This is a genomic window from Sphingopyxis sp. YF1 (assembly GCF_022701295.1).
Taxonomy (GTDB): domain Bacteria; phylum Pseudomonadota; class Alphaproteobacteria; order Sphingomonadales; family Sphingomonadaceae; genus Sphingopyxis.
In genome coordinates this window covers 2,342,912-2,369,781 of sequence record NZ_CP033204.1, presented here as the reverse complement: position 1 = coordinate 2,369,781, position 26,870 = coordinate 2,342,912, and the positions used below count along the sequence as shown (strand labels likewise).

Here is a 26,870-nt window from a genome sequence, read left to right as displayed (position 1 = left end):
TGGCGCGCTTATGCCCGAACCGATCATCTTTGCCATCCCCAAGGGACGGATCCTCGACGAGGCGCTGCCGCTGCTGGCGAAGGTCGGCATCGAGCCCGCCGCCGATTTCTTTGACAAGAAGAGCCGCGCGCTCATCTTCGGCACCAACCAGCCGCATGTCTCGCTGATCCGCGTGCGCGCCTTCGACGTCGCGACCTTCGTCGCGCACGGCGCGGCGCAGCTCGGCATCGTCGGCTCGGACGTGATCGACGAATTCGATTATTCGGAACTCTATGCCCCCGTCGACCTGGGCATCGGCCATTGCCGCCTGTCGCTCGCCGGACCGGAGGGCAGCGCGCCGCCGGGAATCGGGTCGAGCCACATCCGCGTCGCGACCAAATATCCGGGGACGACGCGCCGCTGGTTCGAGGCGCAGGGCATCCAGGCCGAGTGCATCAAATTGAACGGCGCGATGGAGATCGCGCCAAAGCTGGGGCTCGCCTCACACATCGTCGACCTTGTCTCGACGGGGCGGACGCTCGTCGAAAATGCGCTCGCCGAGCAGACCGTGATCAGCGAGGTATCGGCGCGGCTGATCGTCAACCGCGCGGCGTTCAAGCTGCGCTCGGCGGAAGTGCCGGCGCTGGTCGAGAAGTTCCGCGAGGCCGCCGGCAATGCGGCGGCTTGACGCCTCCGAGCGTGGCTTTGCCGCCGAATTTGCCGCGCTGGTCGACGACCGGCGCGAAAGCGCGCCCGACGTGTCGGCCGATGTCGCGGCGATCATCGCGCGCGTCCGCGCCGAGGGCGACGCCGCACTCGCCGACTATACCGCAAAGTTCGATCGCTTCGATCTCGACGCGAGCGGCTGGCGCATTTCGAAGGAGGCGTGCGCCGCCGCCTATGCGGCGCTGGTGCCCGAACTCCGCGACGCGCTGAACCTCGCCGCGACGCGCATCCGCGCCTATCACGCCGCGCAATTGCCCGAGGATCGCGATTATCGCGACGGCGCCGGGGCCCGCCTCGGCGCGCGCTGGAGCGCGGTCGACGCCGCGGGGGTCTATGTCCCCGGCGGGCGCGCCGCCTACCCCTCGTCGGTGCTGATGAACATCCTGCCTGCCAAGGTTGCGGGGGTGGGGCGCATCGTGATGATGACCCCGACCCCGGGCGGCGAGGTCAATCCGGTGGTGATGGCGGCCGCGCATATCGGCGGGGTCGACGAGATCTGGCGCGTCGGCGGCGCGCAGGCGGTTGCGGCGCTCGCCTATGGCACGACGAAGATCGCGCCGGTCGACGTCGTCACCGGTCCCGGCAACGCGTGGGTCGCCGAGGCGAAGCGACAGGTCTATGGCGTCGTCGGCATCGACATGGTCGCGGGACCGAGCGAGATCGTCGTCGTCGCCGACGCGAAGAACGATCCTCATGTCATCGCCGCCGACCTCCTGAGTCAGGCCGAGCACGACCCGACGAGCCAGTCGATCCTGTTCACCGACGACGGCGATTTCGCCGACGCGGTTGCGGCGGCGGTCGCCTTCGTCATCCCGACGCTCGCGACCGCGGCGACGATGCAGGCGAGCTGGGCCGACAATGGCGCGGTGATCGTGGTGCCGGCGCTGGCCGACGCGATCCCGCTGTGCGACCGGCTGGCACCCGAGCATCTCGAGCTTGCGGTCGACGCCGATGTCGCCGATGCGCTGTTCGCCAGGGTGCGCCACGCGGGATCGGTGTTTCTCGGCCGCCATACCCCCGAAGCGATCGGCGACTATGTCGCGGGGCCGAACCATGTCCTGCCCACCGGCCGCCGCGCGCGCTTTTCGAGCGGGCTGTCGGTCACCGATTTCATGAAGCGCACGAGCTTCCTCGCGCTCGACGCGGCGTCGCTCGGGGCGATCGGCCCCGCGGCGGTCGCGCTCGCGGGGGCCGAGGGGCTTCCCGCCCACGCGCTCAGCGTCCAGAACAGACTGAAGTAGACAAAGCCATGAACAAACGCGCCCAATCCCGTTCCGCCGCCCGCCTTGCCGCCGTGCAGGCGCTCTACCAGCACGAGATGGAAGGGACTCCGGTCGCGACGCTGGTCCATGAATTCCACCAGCACCGGATCGGCGCGACGATCGAGGACGCCGAATATGCCGGCGCCGACGTCCCCTTCTTCGACGATATCGTCAAGGGCGCGCTCGCGCGGCTGGCCGAGGTCGACGCGGCGATCACCGCGCGGCTGGCGAGCGGGTGGACGATGGACCGGCTCGACCGCACGCTGAAGGCGATCCTGCGCGCCGGCACCTACGAACTGATCGCGCGCGGCGACGTGCCGGTGGGCGCAGTGGTCAGCGAATATGTCGATGTCGCCAAGGCCTTTTTCGACGCGCGCGAGGCGGGCTTCGCCAACGGTCTGCTCGACGCGATCGGCAAGGACGTGCGCGCGAAAAGCTGAGCCGTTCTCTCAGCCGTTCGGGCTGAGCTTGTCGAAGCCCCGTCCTTCTTTTAGCGACGTCAGGAGAAAGGGCAGCCTTTCGACAAGCTCGGGGCGAACGGAGGTCGTAAATTGAGCGAAGCCGATTTCATCGCCCGCCTGCGCACCATCGCGACCGATCCCGCGGCGCGCGGCCTCGCCGACGATGCCGCGGTGTGGGAGGGGTTGGCGCTCACCCACGACATGATCGTCGAGGGTATCCACTTCCTGCCCGACGACACGCCGCAGGACGTCGCGTGGAAACTGGTCGCGGTGAACCTGTCCGACCTCGCGGCAAAGGGCGCGGCGCCCGTCGGGGTGCTCGTCGGCTACAGCCTCGGCGATCCCGCGTGGGACGAGGCGTTTGCGCAGGGGCTCGACCTCGCGCTGCGGCGCTTCGGCGTGCTGCTGCTCGGCGGCGACACGGTGCGCGTACCCGACGGGGCGCCGCGCAGCTTCGGGCTCACCGCGATCGGCCGCGCGCCCGAGGGCGGTGCGCCGACGCGCGGCGGCGCGAAGCCCGGCGACCAGATCTGGGTCACCGGCACCATCGGCAACGCCGGACTGGGGCTCGCGATGCGGCTGGGGCAGGAGGAGGCGAACGAGACCTGCCTCACCGCCTATCGTCGCCCGCAGCCGCAGCTGACCTTCGGCCAGGCGGTGGCGCCGCTGGTGCATGCGATGATGGACGTGTCCGACGGGCTGCTGATCGACGCGCAGCGCATGGCCGAGGCCAGCGGGTGCGCGTTCGGCATCATGATCGAAAGGGTTCCGCTGTCGGCGGCGCTGCTCGCGGTGCGCCCCGATGTGCTCGACACGCGGCTCGCGGCGGTGACCGCGGGTGACGATTACCAGCTGCTGTTCACCGCCGATCCGGGGCAGGCGCCGCGCATCCGCGATATCGGATCGGCGCTGAACGTCGCGGTCACCCCGATCGGCCATACCGGGGTCGGCACGGGGCTCGTGCTGACCCACAATGCCCAGCGACTGGTGCTGCCGGCGCGCCTCGGTTTCACGCATTGACACGCTAACCGACGAAAAACCGTGAAAAGACCGGGCTTGCCCTGCGCTTTCTTTCTTCCCATAACCCCTGCGTCTAAATTTGGGGCGGTCGCATCAGGGGAGAGAGCGTACCGGCAACAATAAGTCGGACGTGCTCGACTGCTAACCTGTGTCCGCCCTCTTCATTGGGGAAGGAACAGACACGCATGGATCCGGTTTTGATCGCGATAGCGTGCGGCCTCGTGGCCGTACTCTATGGCTTCGTTACCTCCCGGCAGGTGCTCGGCGCCTCGGCCGGTAACGAAAAGATGCAGGAAATCGCAGGCGCCATCCAGGAAGGCGCCAAGGCCTATCTGGGCCGCCAATATCGCACCATCGCCATCGTCGGCGTCGTCGTGGCCGTACTGGTCGGGGTCTTCCTCGGTCCGATCTCGGCGAGCGGCTTCGTGATCGGGGCGGTGCTGTCGGGCGTCGCGGGCTTCGTCGGCATGAACATTTCGGTCAAGGCCAATGTCCGCACCGCGGCGGCGGCGCAGACCGGACTGCAGGCCGGCCTGACCATGGCGTTTCGCGCCGGCGCGATCACCGGCATGCTGGTGGCGGGCCTCGCGCTGCTCGCGATCGCGGTCTTCTTCTGGTATCTGACCGGCCCCGGCGGCTACAGCGTCGGCGGTGACGACCGCACCGTCGTCGACGCGCTCGTCGCGCTCGCCTTCGGCGCCTCGCTGATCTCGATCTTCGCGCGTCTCGGCGGCGGTATCTTCACCAAGGCGGCCGACGTCGGCGCCGACCTCGTCGGCAAGGTCGAGGCGGGCATTCCCGAGGACGATCCGCGCAATCCCGCGGTGATCGCCGACAACGTCGGCGACAACGTCGGCGACTGTGCCGGCATGGCGGCCGACCTGTTCGAAACCTATGTCGTCACCGTCGGCGCCACGATGGTATTGACCGCGCTGCTGCTGAAGGGGGCGGGCGACGCGCTCGTCCCGCTGATGAGCCTGCCGCTGCTGATCGGCGGCGTGTGCATCATCACCTCGATCATCGGCACCTATTTCGTCCGCCTGGGTTCGTCGAACAATGTCATGGGCGCGATGTACAAGGGGTTCCTCGTCACCGCGGTCCTGTCGATCCCGGCGATCTGGTTCTCGACCCAGTTCGCGCTCGGAGACATGGCGACCAATATCGCGGGCACCGATTTCAACGGCGAGGACCTGTTCTTCTGCTCGCTGCTCGGGCTCGTCATCACCGGACTGATCATCTGGATCACCGAATATTATACCGGCACCAACTATCGGCCGGTACGTAGCATCGCCAAGGCATCGGAAACGGGCCACGGCACCAACGTGATCCAGGGCCTCGCCATCAGCCTTGAATCGACCGCGCTGCCGACGCTCGTCATTTGCGTCGGGATCATCGTCGCCTATCAGACCGCGGGCATCATCGGCATCGCCTTCGGCGCCACCGCGATGCTCGCGCTCGCGGGCATGGTCGTCGCGCTCGACGCCTATGGCCCCGTCACCGACAACGCCGGCGGCATCGCCGAAATGGCGGGCCTCGACGACAGCGTGCGCGAAAAGACCGACCTGCTCGACGCCGTCGGCAACACGACCAAGGCGGTGACCAAGGGCTATGCCATCGGTTCGGCGGGGCTCGCGGCGCTGGTGCTGTTCGGCACCTACACCGCCGACATCGCCGAATATTCGGCGAAGCTCGGCATCGACGCGCCGCTGACCTTCTCGCTCTCGTCGCCCTATGTCATCGTCGGGCTGCTGCTCGGCGCTTTGCTGCCCTATCTCTTCGGTGCGATGGGCATGACCGCGGTCGGCAAGGCGGCGGGCGATGTGGTCAAGGACGTCCGCGACCAGTTCGCGACCAACAAGGGCATCATGGACGGCACCAGCCGCCCCGACTATGCCCGCACCGTCGATCTGGTTACCAAGGCCGCGATCAAGGAAATGGTGATCCCGTCGCTGCTTCCGGTGCTCGCGCCGATCGTCGTCTATTTCGTGATCCGCAGCGTTGCGGGTCCGGCGGCGGCATTGGAAGCGCTCGGCGCACTGCTGCTCGGCGTGATCGTCGGCGGGCTGTTCGTCGCCATCTCGATGACCTCGGGCGGCGGCGCATGGGACAATGCTAAAAAGTACATCGAAGACGGCAACCACGGGGGCAAGGGCAGCGAGGCCCACAAGGCCGCGGTGACCGGCGACACCGTCGGCGATCCGTACAAGGACACCGCGGGTCCGGCGGTCAACCCGATGATCAAGATCACCAACATCGTGGCGATCCTGCTCCTCGCGGCGCTGGCGCACGGCGCGGCCTAGGCCGCACCGGCCTTCGGGCAAAACGAAAGCCCCGCCGGCGCAATCCGGCGGGGCTTTTTCGTATCTCGATTCACGCCACCCCCGACCTGGTTCAGGATGGGCAGAGGGGAGGTCATCCGAGGGGGCAGAGGTAGAAGGCCGTTGCTGATGGCCCCTCCACCGTTCACTTCGCGCTCGTGGCTTTCATCTGCTGCGCATAGCCTGCGCGAACCATCGCGTTCATCTGATCGAACAGCGCGTCGGGGTCGCTGCGGCGCAAGGCGGCGATCGCCGTCTCCATGCCGCCGGCGACGACGAGTTCGCGCGTCCCCGCGTCGACCGCGGCGAGAATCTCGCTTGCTGCGAAATCGGGCGACAGGCCGTTGTCGATCGCGTCGTCGCTCGTCCCGCGAACGCTGCCGTCGGCGTTGAGCGCGTTGCGGCTGACGTTGGTCGCGACCGATCCCGGCGCGACGACCAGCACCTTCAGCCCCAGGTGCGCATTCTCGGCGCGGACGCTGTCGTGGTAGCCGATCAGCCCGTGCTTCGCCGCCGAATAGGCGCTGCGTAGCGGTACGCCCGCGATCCCCGCGACGCTGGAGATGGCGACGATCTGGCCGCCGCCGGCACCGACCATGCGCGGCAGCAGCGCCTGCGTCAGCGCGATCGGCGCGAGCAGGTCGACCGCGACGATCCGTTCATAGACCGCGAAGTCGGTCTCGATCGCGAGGCTGCGCTGCGAGATGCCGGCATTGTTGACGAGGCCGTCGATGCGTCCGCCCCAGTCCCACGCCTGTTCGACGAGGCGGGGAATCGCCGCATAGTCGGTCGCCTCGAAGGGCAGGATCATCGTGCCCGCGCCGCAATCCCTGGCCACCGCATCGAGCGCGGCGACGTTGCGGCCCGACAGGATCAGCCGCGCGCCGCGCGCCGCGAGCGCGCGCGCCAGCGCCGCGCCGATGCCCGACGAAGCCCCTGTAATCCACCAGCATTGACCCTGCATGGCATCCTCCCCATCTGTGATTTCGTGCCAGCGTGGAACGGGTCCGCGGGAGCGTCAAGCCGCCAACCCGCGGTTTTCCGCGCAAGGGGTGGCAATTTTGTTGCGACGCTGTTATAATAAATATCAACACGCCGACATTCTGCCTCTTCCCGTCGCTGGGCTGGGGCACGTTCGACGTTCCGATGGAGCCATATCCCTTGCCACTTTGACGGGCTAGCGCCGACGAAATGCCTCGATCCCCCTCTTGCGAGGGCCGGATGGACCCGCGTTGACGCGCTTCTCCCGCCCCGGCAGGGCACAGAAAGGAACTTGCATGTCCGCAAACACCCTCCTCTTCGAAGTCGGTGACTATGTCGTTTATCCCAAGCATGGCGTCGGGCGCGTCATCGAACTGCAGAAGTCGGAAATCGCCGGCATGCAGCTCGAACTTTACGTGCTGCGGTTCGAAAAGGAAAAGATGACGCTGCGCGTTCCCACGAACAAGGCCGAAGGCGTCGGCATGCGCAAGCTGTCGTCGGACAAGACGCTGAAGGAAGCGCTGCAGGTGCTGACCACCAAGCCCAAGGTCAAGCGCACCATGTGGTCGCGCCGCGCGCAGGAATATGAAGCGAAGATCAATTCGGGCGACCTCGTGTCGATCGCCGAAGTGACCCGCGACCTGTTCCGTGCCGACGACCAGCCCGAACAGAGCTATTCGGAGCGCCAGATCTTCGAAGCGGCGTCGAGCCGCCTCGCGCGCGAACTCGGCGCGATGGAAGAGAGCGACGAAAAGACCGCGCAGGCGAAGATCCTCCAGATCCTCAACGAGCATGCGCCGAAATATTACACCGAGAAGGCGGTCTGACGCGACGCGGCAGCCCGTCCCGGCGAAGGCCGGGATCTCGGTGAACCAAAAAGGGCGGTCCTGCGGGGCCGCCCTTTTTTGCTGCCGTCATTGCGAGCGCAGCGAAGCGATCTCCAGCATCGTTTCCGCGGTGCCGGTGGCCGGAGATTGCCGCGTCGCCTTCGGCTCCTCGCAATGACGGGGCTTAGGGATAAGTCGCGCGCACGAAATAGAGCCCGTCGGGGGGCGCATTCAGCCCCAGCGCTTGCCGGTCGGCGGCGTCGAGCGCGGCCTTCAGGTCGCGCGCTGACCATTTTCCATGCCCCACCAGCGTCAGTGAACCGACCATCGAACGCACCTGATGGTGGAGGAAGCTGCGCGCCGCGGCCTCGATGATGATCTCCTCGCCGTGGCGGCTGACCGACAGCCGGTCGAGCGTCTTCACCGGGCTTTCGGCCTGGCAATGCGCCGAGCGAAAGGTCGTGAAATCGTGCATCCCGATCAGCTGCTGCGCCGCGGCGTGCATCGCGTCGGTATCGAGCGGGCGCGCGACCTGCCACGACAGACCCTTGTCCCAGGTCAGCGGCGCGCGGCGGTTGACGATGCGATATTCATACGAACGGCCGGTGCAGGCGAAGCGCGCGTGCCAGTCGTCGGGGACGATTTCGCACCCGATGATCGCAATCGGGGCGGGGCGGAGCTGTGCGTTGAGCGCTTCGGTCAGCTTGAACGGGGTCAGCGGCTTGTCGATATCGACATGCGCGCGCATCGCGATTGCGTGCACCCCGGCGTCGGTGCGCCCGGCGCTGAACACCGACACCGTTTCGGCCGTGAAGCGGTGAATGGCTTCCTCGATCGTCTGCTGGACGCTCGGGCCGTGCGCCTGGCGCTGCCAGCCCATATAGGGGCGGCCGTCATATTCGATGGTGAGGGCAAATCTGGTCATCGGCGCCCCTTAGCCGTTCGGGCCGCGCGAAGTCGAGATGCCCCAAGGCCTGGCGCTTGCTTACACGTGTCTCACGTCGCTCGACACGCACGGAAACTCAGGTGAGGCGGGTGGCTTTGGGGATGGCGCGGCCGCGCAGCAGTTCGGCGGCGTCCATCGCGGGCTTGCCCGCGCGCTGGACGCGCGTCGTGCGGATCGCGCCGGGGTTGCACGCGATCGTCAGCGCATCGTCGAGCGTAGTGCCGGGCGCCGCGCCGGCGATCGTCTCGGCGGGATGCACGACCTCGGCCGCCAATATCTTGTAGCGTTCGCCGTCCAGTTCGAAAAAGGCCCCGGGCATCGGGTTGAACGCGCGGATCTGGCGCTCGGTCTGCACCGCGCTCACCAGGAAATCGAGCCGCGCCTCGCTCTTGTCGATCTTGGCCGCGTAGGTGACGCCGTCGTCGGGCTGCGCGGCGGGCGCAAAGGCGTCGAGGTCGCCCAGCACCCTGACCATCATCGCGGCGCCCATCGCGGCGAGTTCGTCGGTGAGCATGCCCGCGGTCTTGCCCCGGGTCGGCGTGGCTTCGACCAGCCGCATGCCGCCGGTGTCGAGCCCGGCATCCATCTGCATGATCGTCACGCCGGTTTCGGTATCGCCCGCGAGGATCGCGCGCTGCACCGGCGCCGCGCCGCGCCAGCGCGGCAGGATCGAGCCATGGACGTTGAGGCAGCCGGCGCGCGGCGCGTCGAGGATCGCCTGCGGCAGGATCAGGCCGTACGCCGCGACCACCGCGACATCGAGATCGAGCGCCGCGAAATCGGCCTGCGCCTCTTCGCTGCGGAGGCTCTTCGGCGTGCGGACGGGCAGGCCATGCGCCTCGGCCCATTGATGCACCGCGCTCTGCTGCAATTTCTTGCCGCGCTGCGCGGGGCGGGGCGGCTGGGTGTAGACCGCCACGATCTCGTGCCCCGCGGCGTGGAGCGCGGCGAGCGTCGGTACCGCAAAGGGCGGCGTTCCCATGAAGGCGATGCGCATGGTGGGGGGCTTTGGCGGAGGGATACGCAGCGCGCAAGTCCCTCTCCCGACGGGAGAGGGGATATTGTGCATGTTATCCGCACTCACTACCACCACCGCATGGCCTCCACCGAAATCGAAGCCCTCGTCCAGCAACTCGCCCGCCTGCCGGGCCTCGGTCCGCGCTCGGCGCGGCGCGCGGTGCTGCACCTGATGAAGAAGCGCGAGAGCAGCTTCGCGCCGCTGCTCGCGGCGCTGCAGACGGTGTCCGAACGGCTCGTCACCTGCACCATCTGCGGCAATGTCGACACGCGCGATCCGTGCGCGATCTGCGCCGACTCGCGCCGCGACACCCGCAGCCTGTGCGTCGTCGAGGAGGTGTCGGACCTGTGGGCGCTCGACAAGTCACGGCTGTTCCCGGGCAAATATCATGTGCTCGGCGGGCGGCTGTCGGCGCTCGAAGGCGTGCGGCCGCAGGACCTCAGCATCGATACGCTGGTCGCGCGCGTCGCGGCGGGCGGGATCGACGAGGTGGTGCTGGCGATGAACGCGACGCTGGAGGGGCAGACGACCGCCCATTATCTCGCCGAGCGGCTGGAGGGCTATCCGGTGCGGCTGACGCAGCTCGCGCACGGGCTGCCGGTGGGCGGCGAGCTCGATTATCTCGACGAGGGGACGCTGGCGCAGGCGCTCAGGGCGCGGCGGCCGGTCGGGTGAGGCGGCTTTCGATCCTGCCGCTATTGCTGCTGTCCGCGTGCGCCACGCGCGAGATCAAGCCGGCCGAGGCCGAGATGGACCGTGTCGAGGCGGCGCTGGCGGCGGTGCCCTGTGTCGCGAGGCTCGCCAGTCTGGATCGTCACTATTATTACCGCCCGCGCTATTATGCCGAAGAGATCGCAGCGGCGAAGAAGGAAGGCCGACCGCCGCGTTCGAGCAACCGGGTGACGTCGGTGGTGCAGTTCGACCTTGTGCCTGCACCTGCCGACCGGGCCGGCGCGCGGACGAGCCATGCGGTTCCGCCGCAAGGACCGGGCGCGGGCGATGGGGCGGTGCATGGCGCCTATCATCTGGAAACGGGCGAGCTCGATCTGGCCGGTTGCGCGTCGGCCGCAGATGTGGCGGCTTAATAGGTCGACAAGAAGTGCAGCACGTCTTCCTTGCTGCACACACCCTCGCCAAGCGCGAAGAAGGCGAGCAATGTCAGCGGCTTTTGAGCTTGGGCGGCCGCCGCGACCTTGTGATGACCGTCGATCAGATAGTGCGCCATGCACCAGTGCGGAGCGCCGCGCACGACTTCCTTGATGTCGAGAACCGACAGGGAGACGGCCGTCGATGATCGTCCGGAATCGATTCGCGCACGATAGGATGCGACGGTCGTGGGATCGATGGCCTGCGCCAAGGGCATGACGAAATCATATCTGGTTCCACCATAGCCATTGGGATCTTCCCCCTACCGCTATTCCCGACCGACCGTACAACCGGTAATAGGGAGTATTGGTCGTGAAATAGAGATCGAAAAACTCTTCGCCGGGCAGCCAGTGACGGTCTTTTGCAGATGTCAGGTCTTCGAAGAAATAGTCGCCCGGCTGACCCGGTTCGATCCGGATTGGCAGGCATTTCAACAGCGCCACGACATATTCACCTTCGGGGATCAATGTGCCTATGGCGTCGATCACGCGCTGCTTCAATTCGACCAAGCCCGTGGCGAGTGTCTCCCGCAACGCGTCCATTTCGGCGATCGGCATCGGGACTGCGCGCTGTTCGAACATGAAGCCGCAGGTGTCGCAGCCGTTGCCGATCCATGCGACATTGGCGTTGTGGATCGTCAGATGCCGGTTCCATTCGACCCCGGGGCCAAGGCTTCCCGCTTTGGAAAGGCCGACAACGGGTGCCGTGCTGCCCAGCCGGATCTGTTTGCGGGTGCGCGGGTGGAACAATTGAGCCATGGCCCCGACTAAGACGGTCTCAGCCTTTGCACCAGCCTTGACTCTGTACGGCGGCATTCATACCTGCACGCCATGGCCCTACTCCCCATCATAGAGACCCCCGATCCGCGGCTGCGCGTCATTTCGAAGCCCGTCGAGACGTTCGACGCCGAGCTCAAGACGTTGATCGCCGACATGTTCGAGACGATGTACGACGCCCCCGGCATTGGGCTCGCCGCGATCCAGGTCGGGGTGCCGAAGCGGATCCTCGTCATCGACCTTCAGGAGGTCGATCCCGAGGACGAGGAGGGCAAGCGCGTCATCCGCGAGCCGCGCGTCTTCATCAATCCCGTCTTTTCGGACGAGAGCGAGGAGCATAGCGTCTATCAGGAGGGGTGCCTGTCGGTTCCCGAACAATATGCCGATGTGACGCGCCCCGCCGAGGTCACCGTCGACTGGCAGGACGCCGACGGCAAGCCGCACCGCGAACGCATGACCGGGCTGATGGCGACGTGCATCCAGCACGAGCACGACCATCTCGAGGGCATCCTGTTCATCGACCATCTGTCGCGGCTCAAGCGCGACATGGTGCTGAAGAAGCTTGCGAAGCTGCGCAAGGCGGCCTGACCCTGCCACGAACAAATATCCCGGCGAAAGCCGGGATCGGGCGCCAGAGCGCCAAAGGAACCCCGGCTTTCGCCGGGGTTCGCATTTTGGGGAGGCCTATCCCGCCTTCGCCACCCCGACCATCGCGGGGCGCAGCAGGCGATCCTTCATCATGTATCCGGCCTGCATTTCCTGCACGATCGTGCCGGGTTCCTTGTCGCTCGGGATTTCGAGCATCGCCTGATGCTGGTTGGGGTCGAGCGGCAGGCCGATCGCGGCGATGCGCGTGATGCCGTGGCGTTCGAACACGCTCATCAGTTCGCGCTCGGTCGCCTCGAGCCCGGTAACGAAGGGCTTGAAGCCTTCGTCGGCGCGCTGCTCGTCGCCGATCGCGGCGAGCGCGCGGCCGAGGTTGTCGGCGACCGACAAGATGTCGCGCGCGAATTTGGTTGCGGCATAGGCGTGCGCGTCGGCGATTTCCTTGTCCTTGCGCCGCGTCACATTCTGCGTTTCGGCGCGCGCGTAGAGCAGGTCCTGCTGCAACGCGGCGAGCTGTTCGGCGAGTTTCGCCACTTCGTCATTCTCGCCGGGCGTCGCTTCGGTCGCATCGGCCTCGGCCGCGACGGTCTCGGGGGTCAGCGCGTCGTCGTCGACGGGCGTATCATTGTCCATATTCGTCATAAACCTATCGTATCAGTCTGGAGAGCGATTGAGCGGTGAAATCCACCATGGGTACGATCCGCGCATAGTTCAAGCGCGTCGGGCCGATTACTCCGACGACGCCGACCACCCGACCGTCGCTGCCATGATAGGGCGCGGCGATAACCGACGAGCCCGAGAGCGAGAAGAGCTTATTCTCCGACCCGATGAAAATGCGGGTCGCGCTGCCTTCGCGCGCGCTGTCGAGCAGCCCGGCGATTTCCTGCTTGGTTTCGAGTTCGTCGAGCAATTGCCGCACGCGGTCGAGGTCGCCGACCGCGCTCTCGTCGAGCAGATTGGCTTGTCCGCGGACGATCAGCACCGGGCGATCGGCGCCGTCGGACGACCAGATGGCGAGCCCGCGCGACACCAGATCCTGCGCGGCGCGGTCGATCGCGATCCGTTCGGCCTCGATTTCGCGCCGCACGCGCGCCATCGCTTCGGCGAGGGTCAGGCCCGCCAGCGTGGCGCTGATGTAATTGCCCGCCTCGACGAGCGCCGAGGGGCCCAGCCCCGGGGGCACGTCGATGACGCGATTCTCGACCGCCCCGTCGCCCGCGACGAGCACGACGAGCGCCTGGGTTCCCGACAACGGCACGAAGGCGAGCTGTTTGAGCACGCGCTCGTGCTTGGGGACAAGCACGAGCCCGGCGCAGGCCGAGAGGCCCGATAATGCGGCGGTGGCCTGCGCGAGCGCGCTTTCGATCGGTCCGGCGTCCGAGAGCGAGGCCTCGATCTGTGCGCGGTCCTCGGCACTCGGTTCGGCGACCTGCATCATGCCGTCGACGAACAGGCGCAGTCCCTGTTCGGTCGGCAGGCGCCCGGCGCTGGTGTGCGGGCTGGCGAGCAGGCCGAACTCCTCGAGGTCCTGCATGACGTTGCGGATCGACGCGGGCGACAGGTTGAGCGCGGCAAGCTTCGACAGGGTGCGCGATCCGACCGGCTGGCCGGTTTCGAGATAGGCGTCGACGACCATCCGGAACACGTCGCGCGCGCGCGTGGTGAGTTCGGTGATCGGCGGCGTGGTCATGGAGGGGATTTAGGGATGGCGAGGGGTGGGGGCAAGCTTCGCGGTCCAACGATCCTCCCTGCCGCGTCGCGGTGGGGAGGGGTGGGGAGGGGGACCGCTCGCGCAGCGAGGGGTGGAGGGGCCGGCAACGTCGCACCATCGCCCCTCTGTCAGCGCTTCGCGCTGCCACCTCCCCATGGCTCCGCCACAGGGAGGATTGCGTTACGCCGGATCGCCGCTAGCCTCCCGCCCGGGGGAGAATGCCATGACCACACGCCCGCTCAATCAGGATGACCCGCTCGACGATTTCGAGCATCGCGACATCGCCCTGCTCGGCCGCAAGCAGCGCGTCTATGCGATGGGCCGCGGCCCCGCGGTGATCGTGATGACCGAAATGCCCGGGATCAGCCCGCATGTCGCGCGTTTCGCGCGCTGGGTCGTGGGTGCCGGCTTCACCGTCTACATGCCGCATATCTTCGGAAAGGACGGCGCGGTGCCGCGCATGCCCGGCGCGCTCTTCACGATGCTCGGCGGCTGCGTCAGCCGCCAGTTCCGGGCGTTCCAGGCGAATGAAAGCTCGCCCGCGACGCGGTGGCTGCGCGCGCTCGCGGCGCTCGCGCACAAGGAGTGCGGCGGCAAGGGCGTCGGGGCGATCGGCATGTGCTTCACGGGCAATTTCGCGCTGTCGATGATGCTCGAACCGTCGGTGCTCGCCCCGGTCCTCGCGCAGCCGTCGCTGCCGCTCAACGATCCCGCGGGCCTGCACATCGCCCCCGACGAACTCGCCGCGGTCAAGGCGCGGATGGAGGCCGAGGATCTGACCGTGCTCGCCTACCGCTTCGAGGGCGACAAATATTGCAGGGCGGCGCGCTTCGCGGCCTATGAGGACGCACTCGGCGACCGCTTCGTCGGCAGGGTGCTGCCCGACGAGGCCGCGAACCCCGACAGCCCGATGAAAAACCCGCACAGCGTCGTGACGATCCACCTGATCGACGAGGCGGGGCAGCCGACGGTACAGGCGCGCGACGAAATCCTCGATTTTTTCCGGATGCGGCTGCGCTAGTGCCTCATTCGCTGCGATAGAGGCGGCCAGCTACCTCGGGCCGCAGATCATATTTGTCAGGGAGCAACGGGGAGAAGGGGGCGACGGCGCCATCGAGGTTCGTTGCATTTGCCTTCTCGTTCGCAATACACTTTGCGTTGCCAGGTAGCTTCGCTTTCTCCCCATACACCGAAAGCGTCGCCATCCGGGCGCCTGATTTCGTAATTGCCAACAATCGATCAGGAAACGACAATGTCCTACGCTCGCATCCTGTCGAATAGGTGCTCTTCTGATATTTGGGCGCTTTCCATTCGGCTTTCCATGACAACCGCTCCAGGCGATCGACAAATCTCCCCAGGGCAGCCGGGCCAAGCGTCAATTCGGTCCGCGCCACTTTCGGCTCGTCCCACTTTTCCTTTTCATCAAGGTCTGATCCGAAATCCGCCGCTCGCACGCATCCATGGTCATCTGGCCGTTGGGCGTACCAGCTGATTTGCGTCTTTCCGGTACGTTCGATGATGATCTCGCGCTCAAGCGGGCAGTCGCCGAGAAGCGCCAAGCGACCGTGTTCGACGTTGCGCACGTAGATGATCTGCTCGAAGCCATCGATCCGGTTCGACGAGCTGTCGGACGTCACGCCGCCCAACGCGACGCCGATCGCTATCAGCGTTGTCGTTGTAACCACTATCGCGGCGTTTCTTCGCATGGGCCGAGCTTAGGCCGCCGACATGGAATTGCCATTTCCTTTTTCTGGTCAATGGCGCGAAGCACGGCTAAGCGCCCCGCACACTTCACAGGAGAATCCCGACATGCGCCCTTCCGGCCGCGCGCCCGACCAGATGCGTCCCATCGCCATCGAGACCGAATTCACCATCCATGCGGAGGGCAGCGTGCTCGTCGCCTTCGGGAACACCAAGGTGCTGGTGACGGCCAGCGTCGAAGAAAAGGTGCCGCCCTTCCTGCGCGGCAAGGGGCAGGGCTGGGTGACGGCCGAATATGGCATGCTGCCCCGCGCGACGCACACGCGCGGCAGCCGCGAGGCGGCGAAGGGCAAGCAGTCGGGCCGCACGCAGGAAATCCAGCGGCTGATCGGCCGCAGCTTGCGCGCCGTGGTCGATTTCAAGAAGCTCGGCGAACGGCAGATCGTGATCGACTGCGACGTGCTGCAGGCCGACGGCGGCACGCGCACCGCGTCGATCAGCGGCGCGTGGGTCGCGCTGCGGCTCGCGGTCGACAAGCTGATCGCGGCGGGCGCGCTGGCCGAGGATCCGATCGCCGATCAGGTCGCGGCGATCTCGTGCGGCATCTACAACGGCACGCCGGTGCTCGACCTCGACTATGACGAGGATTCGGTCGCCGAGGCCGACGGCAATTTCGTGCTGACCGGCAAGGGCCAGATCGTCGAAGTACAGGCGAGCGCCGAGGGCGCGACCTATGACGAGGAAGGCCTGCTGCGCCTGCTCCGCCTCGCGCGCATCGGCTGCGCCGACATCTTCGCCGCGCAGGCGAAGGCGGTGGGGCGCTGAGTTCCATTTTCGTCACCCCGGGCTCGACCCGGGGTCCCGCTTTGCGTCATCCGAGGAGCGGGACCCCGGATCAAGTCCGGGGTGACGATGACAGAAAGGGCTCGCCATGACCCACCGCAAACTGACCCCCGGCAAGCTCGTCATCGCGAGCCACAATGCGGGCAAGGTGCGCGAGATTCGCGCGCTGCTCGAACCCTTCGGGATCGAGCCGGTGTCGGCGGGCGACCTCGGCCTGCCCGAGCCCGCGGAGACGGGAACGACGTTCCGCGAGAATGCGCTGCTCAAGGCGCATGCGAGCGCGTCGGCGGCGGGGCTTCCCGCGCTCGCCGACGACAGCGGGCTCGAGGTCGCGGCATTGGGCGGCCGGCCGGGGGTCTATACCGCCGATTGGGCCGAGCGGCAGTGGTTCGAGGGCAATCCGGGGCGTGACTGGTATCTGGCGATGGGCAAGGTCGAGGGCCTGCTCGCCGCACAGGGGCTCGACGTCGATCGCAGCGCGCGCTTCGTGTGCACGCTGGCGCTGGCGTGGCCCGACGGGCATGCCGATGTTTACGAAGGTGCCGCGGAGGGGAGCCTGACCTGGCCGCCGCGGGGGAAGCTGGGTTTCGGTTACGACCCCGTCTTCGTTCCGACCGGTAATTCGCTGACTTATGCCGAAATTGACCCGGCGGAAAAGCATGCGATCAGCCACCGCGCCGACGCGTTCGCCAAGCTCGTCGCCGGGGCCTTCGACTAGCGGAAATTTTACCCGGGTAAATTGACTCAAATTTTATCCGGGTATAATGGGGCCGCATGACCCACGATACCGAAACCGTCACCGCCTTTCTGGGCGACATGCAACTTGCGTCGGGGCGCCGCGATGCGGTCACGCGCACGATCGAGGACCGTTTTCCCGCCGATATTGGCGCAATCCTCGTGTTCGACGACGCGACCGGCAAGCTGACCGATCTCGACTATTGGGACGTGGCGAGGGCCGCTCCTGCCGCGGGGCGGCCGAAGCTGGGCGTCAGAGCGCGCGAAGTGACGCTGTTGCCGCGGCACTGGGACTGGCTCGCGGCGCAGCCCGGTGGAGCGTCGGCGGCGCTGCGGCGACTGGTCGAGGCGGCGAGCAAGCGCGCGCCCGACGCGAAGCAACGCAGGGACGCGGCCTATAATTTCATGAGCCATGCCTGCGGCGACCGCCCCGGCTACGAAGAGGCGCTGCGTGCACTCTATCGCGACGACGAAGCCGCTTTCGGTGCGCTGATCATCGACTGGCCTGCGGACATCCGCGCGCATATCGGGCGTCTGCTGGCGTCATAGGACGAAGACCGGGCGATTCGGGCTTTGGCCCTAACGGGGAAAGGGAGTAGGGGCGGCCGATGGCCGAACCGCTCGCCCTCTATGTTCATTGGCCCTTTTGCGTCAGCAAATGCCCCTATTGCGACTTCAACAGCCATGTCCGCGAAAGCGTCGATCAGGAGGTCTGGCGCGCGGCGCTGCTCGTGGATTTGCGGCATGAGGCGGCGCTGCTGCCGGAGCGGCGCGTGTCGTCGATCTTTTTCGGAGGCGGGACGCCGAGCCTGATGCCGCCCGCGACGGTGGCCGCGGTGATTGCCGAGGCCGGGGCGCTTTGGGGGCTCACCGCCGACTGCGAGATCACGCTCGAAGCCAATCCCAATTCGGTGGAAGTTGCCGCTTTCGCCGATCTGGCCGCGGCGGGGGTCAATCGCGTGTCGATCGGCGTCCAGAGCTTTGACCCCCAAGTGCTTGAATTTCTGGGGCGGGCGCACAGCGGCGACGAGGCGCGGCGCGCGATCGCGGCGGCGCAAACCTGTTTCGACCGCGCAAGTTTCGACCTGATCTATGCGCGGCCGGGGCAGATGCTGGCCGACTGGGAGCGCGAACTGGCGGCGGCGCTGGCGTTCGGGACCGGGCATCTGTCGCTGTACCAGCTGACGATCGAGCCGGGGACGCGTTTTGCGACGCTCGCGGCGAAGGGCCATCTCGTGATCCCTGACGGCGATGCCGCGGCGGACCTGTTCGACGCGACGCAGGCGATGACGCGCGCCGCGGGGCTGCCGCGCTACGAGGTGTCGAACCACGCGCGGCCGGGCGAGGAGAGCCGGCACAATCTGACCTATTGGCGTTACGGCGACTATGCCGGGGTCGGGCCGGGCGCGCACGGACGGCGGCTCGCACAGGCGACCGAGCGCCACAGGAAGCCCGAGAATTTTGTCGCGGCGGTGACACGCAACGGCCACGGGCTGAAGGCCGAGGCCGACCTGCCCGCGCACGAGCGCGCGACCGAAGCGATGCTGATGGGGCTGCGGCTGAGCGAAGGCGTCGACCTGGCCCGCATCGAGGCGCGAAGCGGGCTGGGACGCGAGGCGTTCGTCGATGCGGAGGCGGTGGCGCGGCTGGTGGGCATGGGGCTGATGTGCGCCGGGGGCGATCGTCTGGTCGTCACCGATGAGGGAATCCTGCTCCTCGACTCGATCCTTTCCGAGGTGGTTCGGACGGGATAAACTCCTCCAAAGCCCGTTCGCCCTGAGCTTGTCGAAGGGCCGTTCTTCCTTTTGAGGCTGGAAGAAAGGACGGGGCTTCGACAAGCTCAGCCCGAACGGAATATGAATTGGCCGACGGATTGATCCGCGACTGGGATGCTCATCTGGCGCACGAAAGGCGCCGGTCGGAGCATACGCGGCGCGCCTATATCGCGACCGCCGAGCGTTTCTGCCTCTTCCTGTCGCACCATCACGGCGGCGCGGTCGATGCCGCGCTGCTGCGGCGGACGAGTGCCAACGACCTGCGCGCCTATCTGGCTACGCGGCGCGCCGAGGGGCTGGGCAATGCCTCGGCGGCGCGCGAGCTGAGCGCGCTGCGCGGCTTCCTGCGCTTCGTCGGCGGCGAGGGCGCGACGCTCCCCGCGCTGCGCGGGCCGCGCGTCAAGAAGGGGCTGCCGCGCCCCGTCGCGCCCGCCGAGGCGATCGCGCTGGCGCAGGACGTCGAGGACAATGCCCGCGAGGGCTGGGTCGGCGCGCGCGACTTCGCGCTGCTGCTCCTGCTCTACGGCGCGGGGCTGCGCATCGGCGAGGCGCTCTCGCTGACCGGCGCGGCCTTGCCGCTCGGCGAGACGCTGCGCGTCACCGGCAAGAGGAACAAGACGCGCGTCGTGCCGATCCTGCCCGCGGTTGCCGCGGCGGTGGCGCGCTATGCCGCGGCGTGCCCCTGGCCGCTGGGCAAGGAGACCCCGCTTTTCCTCGGCGCGCGCGGCGGGCCGCTCCAGCCCGGCGTGGTGCGCGCGAGCGTGCGCTCGGCGCGGCGCGCGCTCGGGCTGTCCGAACGCACGACGCCGCACGCGCTGCGCCACAGCTTTGCGACGCACCTGCTCGCGGGCGGCGCCGACCTGCGCAGTTTGCAGGAACTGCTCGGCCACGCGAGCCTCGCGTCGACGCAGGTCTACACCGCGGTCGACGCGGCGCACCTGCTCGACATCTACCGCAATGCGCATCCGCGGGCGTGAGGCGGCGGCGTTCGGCCGCGCGGCAACAGATATTGGCAATCCTTCCCATCGCCTCGCGCCAGGGAATATCCGCGTTCGCTGTTGGCCGAACGCTGCCCCGCGCGCCGGGGCTTAGCGCGCGCGGATGAAGGCGCGGACGTCCTCGGACAATTTGTGGCGGTCCTCGTCGCGGATATACATCATGTGGCCTGCGTCATAATAGGTGTAGCGAATGCGGTCCTGCGGGATGCCGGTGCGCGAGAGCGCATATTCGGCGGCGAAAAAGGGCGTCGCGAAATCATAATAGCCCTGCGCCACCAGCACCTTCAGCCCCGAATTCTCGCGCAGCGCCTGCCCGATATAGGGCGCGACGTTGAGATAGGCGTTGGTGTCGCGCCCGCCGAGGCGCCAATCCCACTGGCCGCCGATGCGGCCGATCGACTGATATTCGCGGTCGGTCTTGAACCCCAGGCCATCGCGCGCCCAGCTGTTGATCGCGGCGGTGTAGCTCGCGTCGATGCCATAGAAGCTGGGATCGTTGTCGGGGGTTTCGCCGGCGCTGTCATAGTCGCGGCCGGTGTAGCGGCTGTCGAGGCGGCCGACGGTGAGGCCGCGGTCGCGCAGCAGTTCCTTGTAGAAACGCGCGGGCGTGACGCGCAGGTCGGCGGCTTCGAGGAAGGTCTCGCTGAGCCCGGTGAAGCGCGACAATTCGCGGCGGATCGCGGCGCGTTCCTCGCCCTGCAGCTTCTGGCCCTTGAGCAGCGCGGTCGCATAGGGGCCGATCGCCCATTGCCGGGCTTCCTCGGCAAAGGCTTCGGGCGACGCGGCGCTCGCCTTGCCGTGATAGAGCGCGGTGACCGCCATCGAGGGCAGGTTGGTGACCGGCGACAGTTCGTTGCCCGGCGTGTCGGCGCCCGCGGCGAAATCGAGCACGGTCGAGATCAGGATAATGCCGTTCAGGGCAACATCGTTGTACGTCTCGTTCATCAGCTGGTTCGCGACCGCGGCCGAGCGCGTTGTGCCATAGCTTTCGCCGCCGAGGAATTTGGGGCTGTTCCACCGGCCATTGTCGTTGAGCCAGCGGCGGATCACCTCGGCGACGAGCTTCGCATCCTGCGTCACGCCGTAATAATCCTCGGGCTTCGCCTTGCCGATCAGGTGCGAGAAACCGGTGCCCGGCGGGTCGATGAAGACCACGTCGGTCACGTCGAGCAGCGCGTCGGGGTTGTCGACGATCGGATAGGGCGGGGCGCCGTCGTCGACGCCGGTACCGGGGATCGCGACGCGCTTGGGCCCGAACGCGCCCATCATCAGCCACACCGTGCCCGATCCCGGACCGCCGTTGAACAGGAAGGTGATCGGGCGGTTCGGGTCGCGCGGTTCCTTGACATAGGAGGTGGTGACGACCGCGACTTCGGGCACGCCGTCCTTGTTCCTGATGATCGTCTCGCCGATCGTCGCGGCATAGCTGATCCGCTGGCCGCCGAAGGTGCCGCTGAGCCTGGTGGTGCGAACCTGCGGTTCATAGTCGGCAGATTTCTCCGCCTTCGCCTTCCCGCCCGAGGAGTCGGCGGCGGGCGCGTCCTGCGCCTGAACGGTGGCAGGCGCGGCAAAGGCAAGCGCCAGGGCGATGAGCGACGGACCCGATTTCATATGATTCTCCCCGGTTGAGGCGGCGGACGCTAATCGGCGCGCGGGGAGGGGGCAAGGTTGCTTGTCGGCTGCAGCAGGGCTTTGGTCGAAGGCAAAGAGGCCTTAGTGGTTATGTTACCCTCGCTCCTTATTGTCGACGCCACCTGCGCGGCTTGTACCCTCCATTGGTCCTACTTCTTCGTTGGAGGTTCCTGCTGACACCAGAGCGTGAGCCAAGGACGAGTCCTTGAGGTATCGGATCAATGCCGAACTGTTCGGCTACTCGGGGTTCCGCACCCTTCAACATGTAAAGTCGGAGGCCGTGGCAATTGTAGACGAATGTCGTGTGAATCGCATTCGACGGCAGTTGTTGCCCAGCAAGCTCCCGAACCCAAATTGGCAGCCTGCCAAGAAACTCGGTTTTCATGTCCTTGGGAATATGGAGCGCCCAATGAAGGCCCGGACCGCCTTTGCCCTCGCGGACCCAAATGTATGTCGGAGGAACCGAATGTCGATTGGCTTTAGCGCGACGGAACCACGGACAAAAGCGCTGTGAGATCAGCTTTGAAACAAAGGTACTTGCTTGTTCTTCAACGACCCCCGCGAGATGCAAATTCAGGGTGACGCTGATATTCAGCGGAACACCCTGAAGCCTTGCAAACTTTTGGGCGTGGTGAGTTGCGTGGACGCGTCGGTACGACAGTCCCCGTGACGATCTGACCATGCCTTATGTTACGCCGTCGGCACGCGGTTAGCAATATGTTCGTGAAGCGTACGCAGATGTTCCTAAAGCGTGTATATATACTATTAGAGCGCTACCGCCCCCACTTGGTCTTGCTCTGTTTCCCGAAGCGGCCCTTGCGCGTGCCCGGCTTGCCCTCGTTCGAGCGGCCGACGCGCGGCGCGACCTGGTCGTCCGGCGGCAGACCGAGTTCGTCGGCCTCCAGCCGGCGGATTTCGTCGCGCAGGCGGCCGGCCTGCTCGAATTCGAGGTCGGCGGCGGCGTCGCGCATCTGTTTTTCGAGGTCCTGGATATAGGCGCGCAGATTGTGCCCGACCATGTGCTGCGGCTTGTCCTCGCCGATGTCGATCGTCACCTGATCCTTCGACGCGACATGCGCGATGATGTCGCCGATGTTGCGCTTGATCGTCGTCGGAGTGATGCCATGCTCGGCGTTATAGGCTTCCTGCTTTTCGCGACGGCGGTCGGTTTCGCGCATCGCGCGTTCCATGCTGCCGGTGATGCGGTCGGCGTAGAGGATGACGCGGCCGTCGACGTTGCGCGCCGCGCGGCCGATCGTCTGGACGAGGCTGGTCTCGCTGCGCAGGAACCCTTCCTTGTCGGCGTCGAGGATCGCGACCAGCCCGCATTCGGGAATGTCGAGTCCCTCGCGCAGCAGGTTGATCCCGACCAGCACGTCGAATACGCCGAGCCGCAGGTCGCGGATGATCTCGATGCGCTCCAGCGTCTCGACGTCCGAGTGCATGTAGCGGACCTTGAGCCCCGCTTCGTGGAGGAATTCGGTCAGATCCTCGGCCATGCGCTTGGTCAGCGTGGTGACGAGCGTGCGATATCCGGCCGCCGCGGTCGCCTTGGCTTCCATGATCAGGTCGTCGACCTGTTCCTCGACCGGGCGGATGATCACCGGCGGATCGATCAGCCCGGTGGGGCGGATCACCTGCTCGGCGAACACGCCCTGCGTGCGGTCCATCTCCCACGTCCCCGGCGTCGCCGAGACGCTCACCGTTTGCGGGCGCATCATGTCCCATTCGGAAAAGCGCAGCGGCCGGTTGTCGATGCACGACGGCAGGCGGAAGCCATATTCGGCGAGTGTGATCTTGCGGCGATGGTCGCCCTTTGACATCGCGCCGATCTGCGGGATCGTCTGATGGCTTTCGTCGACGAAGAGCAGGGCGTTGTCGGGCAGATATTCGAACAGCGTCGGCGGCGGTTCGCCGGGCAGGCGGCCGGTGAGGAAGCGGCTGTAATTCTCGATCCCCGCGCAGCTGCCCGTAGCGGCGATCATCTCGAGGTCGAAATTGGTGCGCTGTTCGAGCCGCTGCGCCTCGAGCAGGCGGCCCTCGGCCTCGAGTTCCTTGAGGCGCTCGGCGAGTTCGTGCCGGATCGCCTCGGTCGCCTGCTTCAGCGTCGGGCCGGGGGTGACATAGTGGCTGTTCGCATAGACGCGGACATAGTTGAGGCTCGCGATCTTCTTGCCGGTGAGCGGGTCGAACTCGGTGATCTCTTCGATCTCGTCGCCGAAGAAGCTGACGCGCCAGGCCATATCCTCATAGTGCGAGGGGAAGATTTCGAGGCTGTCGCCGCGCACGCGGAAATTGCCGCGCGCGAAGGCGGCGTCGTTGCGCTTGTACTGGAGCGCGACGAGCTTGCGGATGATCTCGCGATTGTCGGCGACCTGACCCTTTTTGAGGTCGAAGATCATCGCCGAGTAAGTCTCGACCGAGCCGATGCCGTAGAGGCACGACACCGACGCCACGATGATCACGTCGTCGCGTTCGAGCAGCGCGCGCGTTGCCGAATGGCGCATCCGGTCGATCGCTTCGTTTACCGAGCTTTCCTTCTCGATGTACGTGTCTGACCGCGGCACATAGGCCTCGGGCTGGTAATAGTCGTAATAGCTGACGAAATATTCGACCGCATTGTTCGGGAAGAAGCTCTTGAACTCGCCATAGAGCTGCGCCGCGAGGATCTTGTTCGGCGCGAGGATCAGCGCCGGGCGCTGCAATTCGTCGATCACCTTCGCCATGGTGAAGGTCTTGCCCGACCCGGTGACGCCGAGCAGCACCTGGTCGCGCTCGCCCGCGCGCGCGGTGTCGACCAGCTCGCGGATCGCGGTTGGCTGGTCGCCTGCGGGGTCGTAATCACTGACCAGTTCGAAGGCCTTGCCGCCCTCGACCTTGTCGGGGCGTGCGGGGCGGTGCGGGACATAGTCCGCCGCCGTGTCGATTTCGTCGAGCGAGGTGCGAATCTGAATTGCCATCGCCGCCAATATGGAGGTTATGGGCGCCAATCCAAGGCCAAAGGCACGGGATGGGGCTTTCGAGGAGAATGGGGTGTCACTGCCTGTTTTGCCGTTCATTTTCATGGCAATGATGACGCAGGAGGGCGGCGTCGCCGCACCGGCTGCGCCGCCGACCGACAGCGCCGGACCCGCAAGGAGCCCGGCGATGGTCGAAGCGCTGGCGAACCAGGCGCAAATGGCACGGGGCCCGCGGCTGATCGGCGATTTTCAGCCCGCCCATAGCCTGGAACAGCGCGCCGCCGGGATGCAGGGGCAGGGGCGCGTATCGATGATCGTGACCGCCGAGGGGTATGTCGATGAGGCTTCGATCCGGTACAGCAACGCGCCGCCCGAACTTGACGCGTCGGCGCTGGCCGCGGCGCGCCTGCTGAAATTCACGCCGGCGGTCGACAAGGCGGGCAAGGCGATTGCGGTGCCCGCGCTGTTGCCTTTTTCGTTCGAGGCGGCGAGCGGTCATCCCATGTATGCGGTGCGCGTCGAACCGGTCTTCAGCGACGCTGCGCGCGCGGCGGGCGAGCATGGCAAGGTCGTGATCGACGGCAAGATCGGTCCCGACGGGCGGCTGGTCGATACCACGATATTCCAAAGCAGCCGGTCGGCGATGCTGGACGCGGCGGCGCTGGAGGCCGCCAACGCGTCGCGCTATCGACCCTATCGCGACGGCGCGGGCAAGCCGTTTGCACTGCCGGTGCGGATACCCTTCAGCTTCGACAATTATCGTACGCCGGGGCCGGGCGGCGGCGTCTTGCGCTATCGCTGCGACCAGTTCGCGCGCGACGAAAGCTGGTGGGCGGCGAATTGGCCGGCGAACGAGAAGAATGAATTCTACACGATGATGCTGGGGCTCAGCGCGCTGTCGCAGGACATGCTGAGCGGCGTGTCGCAGTTCAGGGAAAAGAAGGCCGCGTTCGACATGCGCTATGCGGCGGCGCGGCTCGAATGCGTGGCACAGCCCGACAAGCTGTTCGTCGACGTGATGAAGGTCGAAGGACCGATCGCGCGGAGGATGGCCGAGCGGGCGAAATAGCGCCGCGATATTAGCCGTTGCCAGGGCGGTCGATATGGTAAGGAGTGGCCGTGTCCACAATCGGACTCGGCAGGGGAAATAGCATGAAAAAGACTCTGATGCTCGCGGTCGCGAGCAGCCTGGTGCTGGCTGCGTGCGGCGACAAGGCGTCGAAGGACGGCGAAGGCGGCAGCGCGGCCGCGGCGAAGACGCCCCCCGAAAAGCCGCAGCCGGGGAGCTGGTCGTCGAAGATCGAGGTGGTCGAGTTCAAGGGTGAGGGCGTTCCGGCGAACGCCAAGGACCAGATGAACCAGATGTTCGCGGCGATGAGCGGCGTCAGCGTCTGCATCACGCCCGAAGCTGCCGAGCAGCAGGATATCGCCAAGCGGATTTCGCAGATGGGTTCGCAGGGGCAGGACTGCACGATCGACAAGGAAAACCACAGCGGCAAGAACGTCGATTTCGCGGCGACCTGCAAGCGTCCGGGCGGCGAGATGAAGATGGTCGCAAAGGGCACCAGCGGCGCGACGGCGCAGGATGTGACGATGACGATGACGATGCTCAAGGCCGGCGGCGGCGAGGAAGGCACGATCGTCATGCGCGTCTCCGGCGCGCGCAAGGGCGAATGTGGTCCGAACGACATCACTCCGCCCGCCGAACCCCCCGAGCCGCCCGCCAAGAGCTGATCGCGCGGTCGCCGGCCGTCATGCGGCGCTGGCACGCAACCCCCGGTCTTTTCATGCGTTTTCGATCCGTCCAGCAGGAGGATGATACGCATGAACAAATTGGTGACGGTTGCGGCGCTTGGCGCCGCCTTGATGGTGGCCGGTTGCGGCAAATCGGATGAAGCGGCCAAGGCCGGCGGTGATACGGCCGCGAGCGGCACCGCCGCCACCGGTACGGGCGACGCGCCCGTCGCGGCGGCCGGGGCGGTCAAGCGCGAGGCGGGCAACTGGAAGACCGATATCAAGCTCGTCAAGTTCGACATGCCCGGCATGCCCGCCGCGGCCAAGGACCAGATGAGCAAGCAGTTCGAGACACAGAGCGGCTCCGAACAATGCCTCACCCAGGCGCAGGTCGACCAGGAGAATATCTCCGAGGCGCTGTCGAAGGGCTATGGCGAGGCGTGCAGCTGGTCGAAGAACGCGGTCGGCGGCGGCAAGCTCGACGTGGCGGGTACCTGCACCGCCAACGGCCAGAAGGTCGATCTGGCGATGCTCGGGACGCTCGACCCCAGGAAGACCGACATGCTGATCACCTCGAAGGGCCCGGCGCCCACGGGCGGCCAGATGGAGGTGCAGATGCAGGTCACGAGTACCCATATCGGACCTTGCAAGAGCTGAGGCGACTGATATCTCCCGAGCGCGGAGGCGCGCGGCCGGCCGGCCGCGCGCCTCTTTC

General features: G+C 66.7%; 28 protein-coding genes. 18 read left to right on the top strand and 10 right to left on the bottom strand.

What is annotated here, in order from left to right; translation table 11 throughout:
• Positions 1-10 precede the first annotated feature (10 nt).
• From hisG to EAO27_RS11520, 5 genes are all read left to right on the top strand, one after another.
• Positions 11-667, top strand: a complete 657-nt coding sequence (hisG, locus tag EAO27_RS11540) for an ATP phosphoribosyltransferase (protein ID WP_242769689.1) — start codon at positions 11-13, stop codon at positions 665-667.
• Positions 654-1,946, top strand: a complete 1,293-nt coding sequence (gene hisD, locus EAO27_RS11535) for a histidinol dehydrogenase (protein WP_242769687.1) — start codon at positions 654-656, stop codon at positions 1,944-1,946. The genes hisG and hisD overlap by 14 nt, the downstream gene beginning before the upstream one ends.
• Positions 1,947-1,954: 8 nt before the next feature.
• The gene (gene nusB, locus EAO27_RS11530) at positions 1,955-2,407 is read left to right on the top strand and encodes a transcription antitermination factor NusB (protein ID WP_242769685.1); all 453 of its coding nucleotides are present in this window, start codon (positions 1,955-1,957) and stop codon (positions 2,405-2,407) included.
• 111 nt (positions 2,408-2,518) lie between these two features.
• Positions 2,519-3,448, top strand: coding sequence for a thiamine-phosphate kinase (thiL, locus tag EAO27_RS11525; RefSeq protein ID WP_242769683.1), 930 nt, complete (start codon positions 2,519-2,521; stop codon positions 3,446-3,448).
• A 185-nt stretch (positions 3,449-3,633) separates the two neighbouring features.
• Positions 3,634-5,748: a sodium-translocating pyrophosphatase gene (locus EAO27_RS11520; protein ID WP_242769681.1), complete on the top strand. Its 2,115-nt coding sequence runs from the start codon at positions 3,634-3,636 to the stop codon at positions 5,746-5,748.
• Positions 5,749-5,911: 163 nt separating this feature from the next.
• On the opposite strand, the gene EAO27_RS11515 is transcribed toward EAO27_RS11520, so the two are convergent.
• Positions 5,912-6,730: an SDR family NAD(P)-dependent oxidoreductase gene (locus EAO27_RS11515; protein ID WP_242769679.1), complete on the bottom strand. Its 819-nt coding sequence runs from the start codon at positions 6,728-6,730 to the stop codon at positions 5,912-5,914.
• A 313-nt stretch (positions 6,731-7,043) separates the two neighbouring features.
• Between EAO27_RS11515 and EAO27_RS11510 the strand changes: the two genes are divergently transcribed.
• Positions 7,044-7,574, top strand: coding sequence for a CarD family transcriptional regulator (locus EAO27_RS11510; protein WP_242769676.1), 531 nt, complete (start codon positions 7,044-7,046; stop codon positions 7,572-7,574).
• Positions 7,575-7,758: 184 nt separating this feature from the next.
• Here EAO27_RS11510 and truA read toward each other — a convergent pair whose 3' ends face one another.
• Positions 7,759-8,499, bottom strand: coding sequence for a tRNA pseudouridine(38-40) synthase TruA (gene truA / locus EAO27_RS11505; RefSeq protein WP_242769673.1), 741 nt, complete (start codon positions 8,497-8,499; stop codon positions 7,759-7,761).
• Between the two features lie 97 nt (positions 8,500-8,596).
• Positions 8,597-9,517 carry a methionyl-tRNA formyltransferase gene (gene fmt, locus EAO27_RS11500; protein WP_242769670.1) on the bottom strand — a complete coding sequence of 307 codons (921 nt, stop codon included), beginning with the start codon at positions 9,515-9,517 and terminating at the stop codon, positions 8,597-8,599.
• 99 nt (positions 9,518-9,616) lie between these two features.
• On the opposite strand from fmt, the gene recR reads away from it, so the two are divergent.
• The gene (recR, locus tag EAO27_RS11495; RefSeq protein WP_242769666.1) at positions 9,617-10,213 is read left to right on the top strand and encodes a recombination mediator RecR; all 597 of its coding nucleotides are present in this window, start codon (positions 9,617-9,619) and stop codon (positions 10,211-10,213) included.
• Positions 10,210-10,623 carry a hypothetical protein gene (locus tag EAO27_RS11490; protein ID WP_242769663.1) on the top strand — a complete coding sequence of 138 codons (414 nt, stop codon included), beginning with the start codon at positions 10,210-10,212 and terminating at the stop codon, positions 10,621-10,623. Before recR ends, EAO27_RS11490 begins: the two co-directional genes overlap by 4 nt.
• On the opposite strand, the gene EAO27_RS11485 is transcribed toward EAO27_RS11490, so the two are convergent.
• Complete coding sequence (locus EAO27_RS11485) at positions 10,620-10,895, bottom strand: hypothetical protein (RefSeq protein WP_242769659.1); 276 nt, start codon at positions 10,893-10,895, stop codon at positions 10,620-10,622. The genes EAO27_RS11490 and EAO27_RS11485 overlap by 4 nt on opposite strands.
• Before the next feature lie 13 nt (positions 10,896-10,908).
• The gene (locus tag EAO27_RS11480; RefSeq protein ID WP_242769657.1) at positions 10,909-11,442 is read right to left on the bottom strand and encodes a hypothetical protein; all 534 of its coding nucleotides are present in this window, start codon (positions 11,440-11,442) and stop codon (positions 10,909-10,911) included.
• 72 nt (positions 11,443-11,514) lie between these two features.
• On the opposite strand from EAO27_RS11480, the gene def reads away from it, so the two are divergent.
• A complete protein-coding gene (gene def, locus EAO27_RS11475; protein ID WP_242769654.1) occupies positions 11,515-12,048 on the top strand; it encodes a peptide deformylase in 534 nt (177 codons plus the stop codon).
• Between the two features lie 96 nt (positions 12,049-12,144).
• Here def and grpE read toward each other — a convergent pair whose 3' ends face one another.
• Positions 12,145-12,708, bottom strand: a complete 564-nt coding sequence (grpE, locus tag EAO27_RS11470; RefSeq protein WP_242769651.1) for a nucleotide exchange factor GrpE — start codon at positions 12,706-12,708, stop codon at positions 12,145-12,147.
• 4 nt (positions 12,709-12,712) lie between these two features.
• A complete protein-coding gene (gene hrcA, locus EAO27_RS11465; RefSeq protein WP_242769649.1) occupies positions 12,713-13,756 on the bottom strand; it encodes a heat-inducible transcriptional repressor HrcA in 1,044 nt (347 codons plus the stop codon).
• Between the two features lie 244 nt (positions 13,757-14,000).
• Here hrcA and EAO27_RS11460 point away from each other — a divergent pair, with 244 nt between their 5' ends.
• Entirely contained in the window at positions 14,001-14,798 is a 798-nt protein-coding gene (locus EAO27_RS11460) for a dienelactone hydrolase family protein (RefSeq protein WP_242769647.1), read from the top strand.
• Positions 14,799-14,802: 4 nt separating this feature from the next.
• On the opposite strand, the gene EAO27_RS11455 is transcribed toward EAO27_RS11460, so the two are convergent.
• Positions 14,803-15,483: a hypothetical protein gene (locus tag EAO27_RS11455; RefSeq protein WP_242769645.1), complete on the bottom strand. Its 681-nt coding sequence runs from the start codon at positions 15,481-15,483 to the stop codon at positions 14,803-14,805.
• Positions 15,484-15,586: 103 nt separating this feature from the next.
• Here EAO27_RS11455 and rph point away from each other — a divergent pair, with 103 nt between their 5' ends.
• The 5 genes from rph (at position 15,587) to EAO27_RS11430 (ending at position 19,808) form a co-directional block, all read left to right on the top strand.
• A complete protein-coding gene (rph, locus tag EAO27_RS11450) occupies positions 15,587-16,303 on the top strand; it encodes a ribonuclease PH (protein WP_242769643.1) in 717 nt (238 codons plus the stop codon).
• Positions 16,304-16,409: 106 nt separating this feature from the next.
• The gene (gene rdgB / locus EAO27_RS11445; RefSeq protein ID WP_242769640.1) at positions 16,410-17,039 is read left to right on the top strand and encodes an RdgB/HAM1 family non-canonical purine NTP pyrophosphatase; all 630 of its coding nucleotides are present in this window, start codon (positions 16,410-16,412) and stop codon (positions 17,037-17,039) included.
• Between the two features lie 56 nt (positions 17,040-17,095).
• Positions 17,096-17,605, top strand: a complete 510-nt coding sequence (locus EAO27_RS11440) for a DUF2239 family protein (protein ID WP_242769637.1) — start codon at positions 17,096-17,098, stop codon at positions 17,603-17,605.
• 59 nt (positions 17,606-17,664) lie between these two features.
• Positions 17,665-18,810, top strand: a complete 1,146-nt coding sequence (gene hemW, locus EAO27_RS11435; RefSeq protein WP_242769634.1) for a radical SAM family heme chaperone HemW — start codon at positions 17,665-17,667, stop codon at positions 18,808-18,810.
• Positions 18,811-18,917: 107 nt separating this feature from the next.
• The gene (locus tag EAO27_RS11430; protein ID WP_242769631.1) at positions 18,918-19,808 is read left to right on the top strand and encodes a tyrosine-type recombinase/integrase; all 891 of its coding nucleotides are present in this window, start codon (positions 18,918-18,920) and stop codon (positions 19,806-19,808) included.
• Positions 19,809-19,919: 111 nt separating this feature from the next.
• On the opposite strand, the gene EAO27_RS11425 is transcribed toward EAO27_RS11430, so the two are convergent.
• Together EAO27_RS11425 and uvrB are read right to left on the bottom strand one after the other, a co-directional pair.
• Positions 19,920-21,440, bottom strand: coding sequence for a peptidase S10 (locus tag EAO27_RS11425; protein WP_242769628.1), 1,521 nt, complete (start codon positions 21,438-21,440; stop codon positions 19,920-19,922).
• Positions 21,441-22,234: 794 nt separating this feature from the next.
• Positions 22,235-24,421, bottom strand: coding sequence for an excinuclease ABC subunit UvrB (uvrB, locus tag EAO27_RS11420; RefSeq protein ID WP_242769625.1), 2,187 nt, complete (start codon positions 24,419-24,421; stop codon positions 22,235-22,237).
• 103 nt (positions 24,422-24,524) lie between these two features.
• Between uvrB and EAO27_RS11415 the strand changes: the two genes are divergently transcribed.
• The 3 genes from EAO27_RS11415 (at position 24,525) to EAO27_RS11405 (ending at position 26,812) form a co-directional block, all read left to right on the top strand.
• On the top strand, positions 24,525-25,490 hold the full coding sequence (locus EAO27_RS11415) for a TonB family protein (RefSeq protein WP_242769622.1): 966 nt from the start codon (positions 24,525-24,527) through the stop codon (positions 25,488-25,490).
• Positions 25,491-25,573: 83 nt separating this feature from the next.
• Positions 25,574-26,155: a DUF3617 domain-containing protein gene (locus EAO27_RS11410; protein ID WP_242769619.1), complete on the top strand. Its 582-nt coding sequence runs from the start codon at positions 25,574-25,576 to the stop codon at positions 26,153-26,155.
• Positions 26,156-26,245: 90 nt separating this feature from the next.
• Positions 26,246-26,812 carry a DUF3617 domain-containing protein gene (locus EAO27_RS11405; protein ID WP_242769616.1) on the top strand — a complete coding sequence of 189 codons (567 nt, stop codon included), beginning with the start codon at positions 26,246-26,248 and terminating at the stop codon, positions 26,810-26,812.
• The last annotated feature ends 58 nt before the right edge of the window (positions 26,813-26,870 follow it).

Coding starts and splice junctions, on each gene's coding strand:
- hisG (WP_242769689.1), top strand. CDS start 11: ATGCCCGAACCGATCATCTTTGCCATCCCCAAGGGACGGATCCTCGAC.
- hisD (WP_242769687.1), top strand. CDS start 654: ATGCGGCGGCTTGACGCCTCCGAGCGTGGCTTTGCCGCCGAATTTGCC.
- nusB (WP_242769685.1), top strand. CDS start 1,955: ATGAACAAACGCGCCCAATCCCGTTCCGCCGCCCGCCTTGCCGCCGTG.
- EAO27_RS11520 (WP_242769681.1), top strand. CDS start 3,634: ATGGATCCGGTTTTGATCGCGATAGCGTGCGGCCTCGTGGCCGTACTC.
- EAO27_RS11515 (WP_242769679.1), bottom strand. CDS start 6,730: ATGCAGGGTCAATGCTGGTGGATTACAGGGGCTTCGTCGGGCATCGGC.
- EAO27_RS11510 (WP_242769676.1), top strand. CDS start 7,044: ATGTCCGCAAACACCCTCCTCTTCGAAGTCGGTGACTATGTCGTTTAT.
- truA (WP_242769673.1), bottom strand. CDS start 8,499: ATGACCAGATTTGCCCTCACCATCGAATATGACGGCCGCCCCTATATG.
- fmt (WP_242769670.1), bottom strand. CDS start 9,517: ATGCGCATCGCCTTCATGGGAACGCCGCCCTTTGCGGTACCGACGCTC.
- recR (WP_242769666.1), top strand. CDS start 9,617: ATGGCCTCCACCGAAATCGAAGCCCTCGTCCAGCAACTCGCCCGCCTG.
- EAO27_RS11480 (WP_242769657.1), bottom strand. CDS start 11,442: ATGGCTCAATTGTTCCACCCGCGCACCCGCAAACAGATCCGGCTGGGC.
- def (WP_242769654.1), top strand. CDS start 11,515: ATGGCCCTACTCCCCATCATAGAGACCCCCGATCCGCGGCTGCGCGTC.
- grpE (WP_242769651.1), bottom strand. CDS start 12,708: ATGACGAATATGGACAATGATACGCCCGTCGACGACGACGCGCTGACC.
- hrcA (WP_242769649.1), bottom strand. CDS start 13,756: ATGACCACGCCGCCGATCACCGAACTCACCACGCGCGCGCGCGACGTG.
- EAO27_RS11460 (WP_242769647.1), top strand. CDS start 14,001: ATGACCACACGCCCGCTCAATCAGGATGACCCGCTCGACGATTTCGAG.
- EAO27_RS11455 (WP_242769645.1), bottom strand. CDS start 15,483: ATGCGAAGAAACGCCGCGATAGTGGTTACAACGACAACGCTGATAGCG.
- rph (WP_242769643.1), top strand. CDS start 15,587: ATGCGCCCTTCCGGCCGCGCGCCCGACCAGATGCGTCCCATCGCCATC.
- rdgB (WP_242769640.1), top strand. CDS start 16,410: ATGACCCACCGCAAACTGACCCCCGGCAAGCTCGTCATCGCGAGCCAC.
- EAO27_RS11440 (WP_242769637.1), top strand. CDS start 17,096: ATGACCCACGATACCGAAACCGTCACCGCCTTTCTGGGCGACATGCAA.
- hemW (WP_242769634.1), top strand. CDS start 17,665: ATGGCCGAACCGCTCGCCCTCTATGTTCATTGGCCCTTTTGCGTCAGC.
- EAO27_RS11425 (WP_242769628.1), bottom strand. CDS start 21,440: ATGAAATCGGGTCCGTCGCTCATCGCCCTGGCGCTTGCCTTTGCCGCG.
- uvrB (WP_242769625.1), bottom strand. CDS start 24,421: ATGGCAATTCAGATTCGCACCTCGCTCGACGAAATCGACACGGCGGCG.
- EAO27_RS11415 (WP_242769622.1), top strand. CDS start 24,525: ATGGCAATGATGACGCAGGAGGGCGGCGTCGCCGCACCGGCTGCGCCG.
- EAO27_RS11410 (WP_242769619.1), top strand. CDS start 25,574: ATGAAAAAGACTCTGATGCTCGCGGTCGCGAGCAGCCTGGTGCTGGCT.
- EAO27_RS11405 (WP_242769616.1), top strand. CDS start 26,246: ATGAACAAATTGGTGACGGTTGCGGCGCTTGGCGCCGCCTTGATGGTG.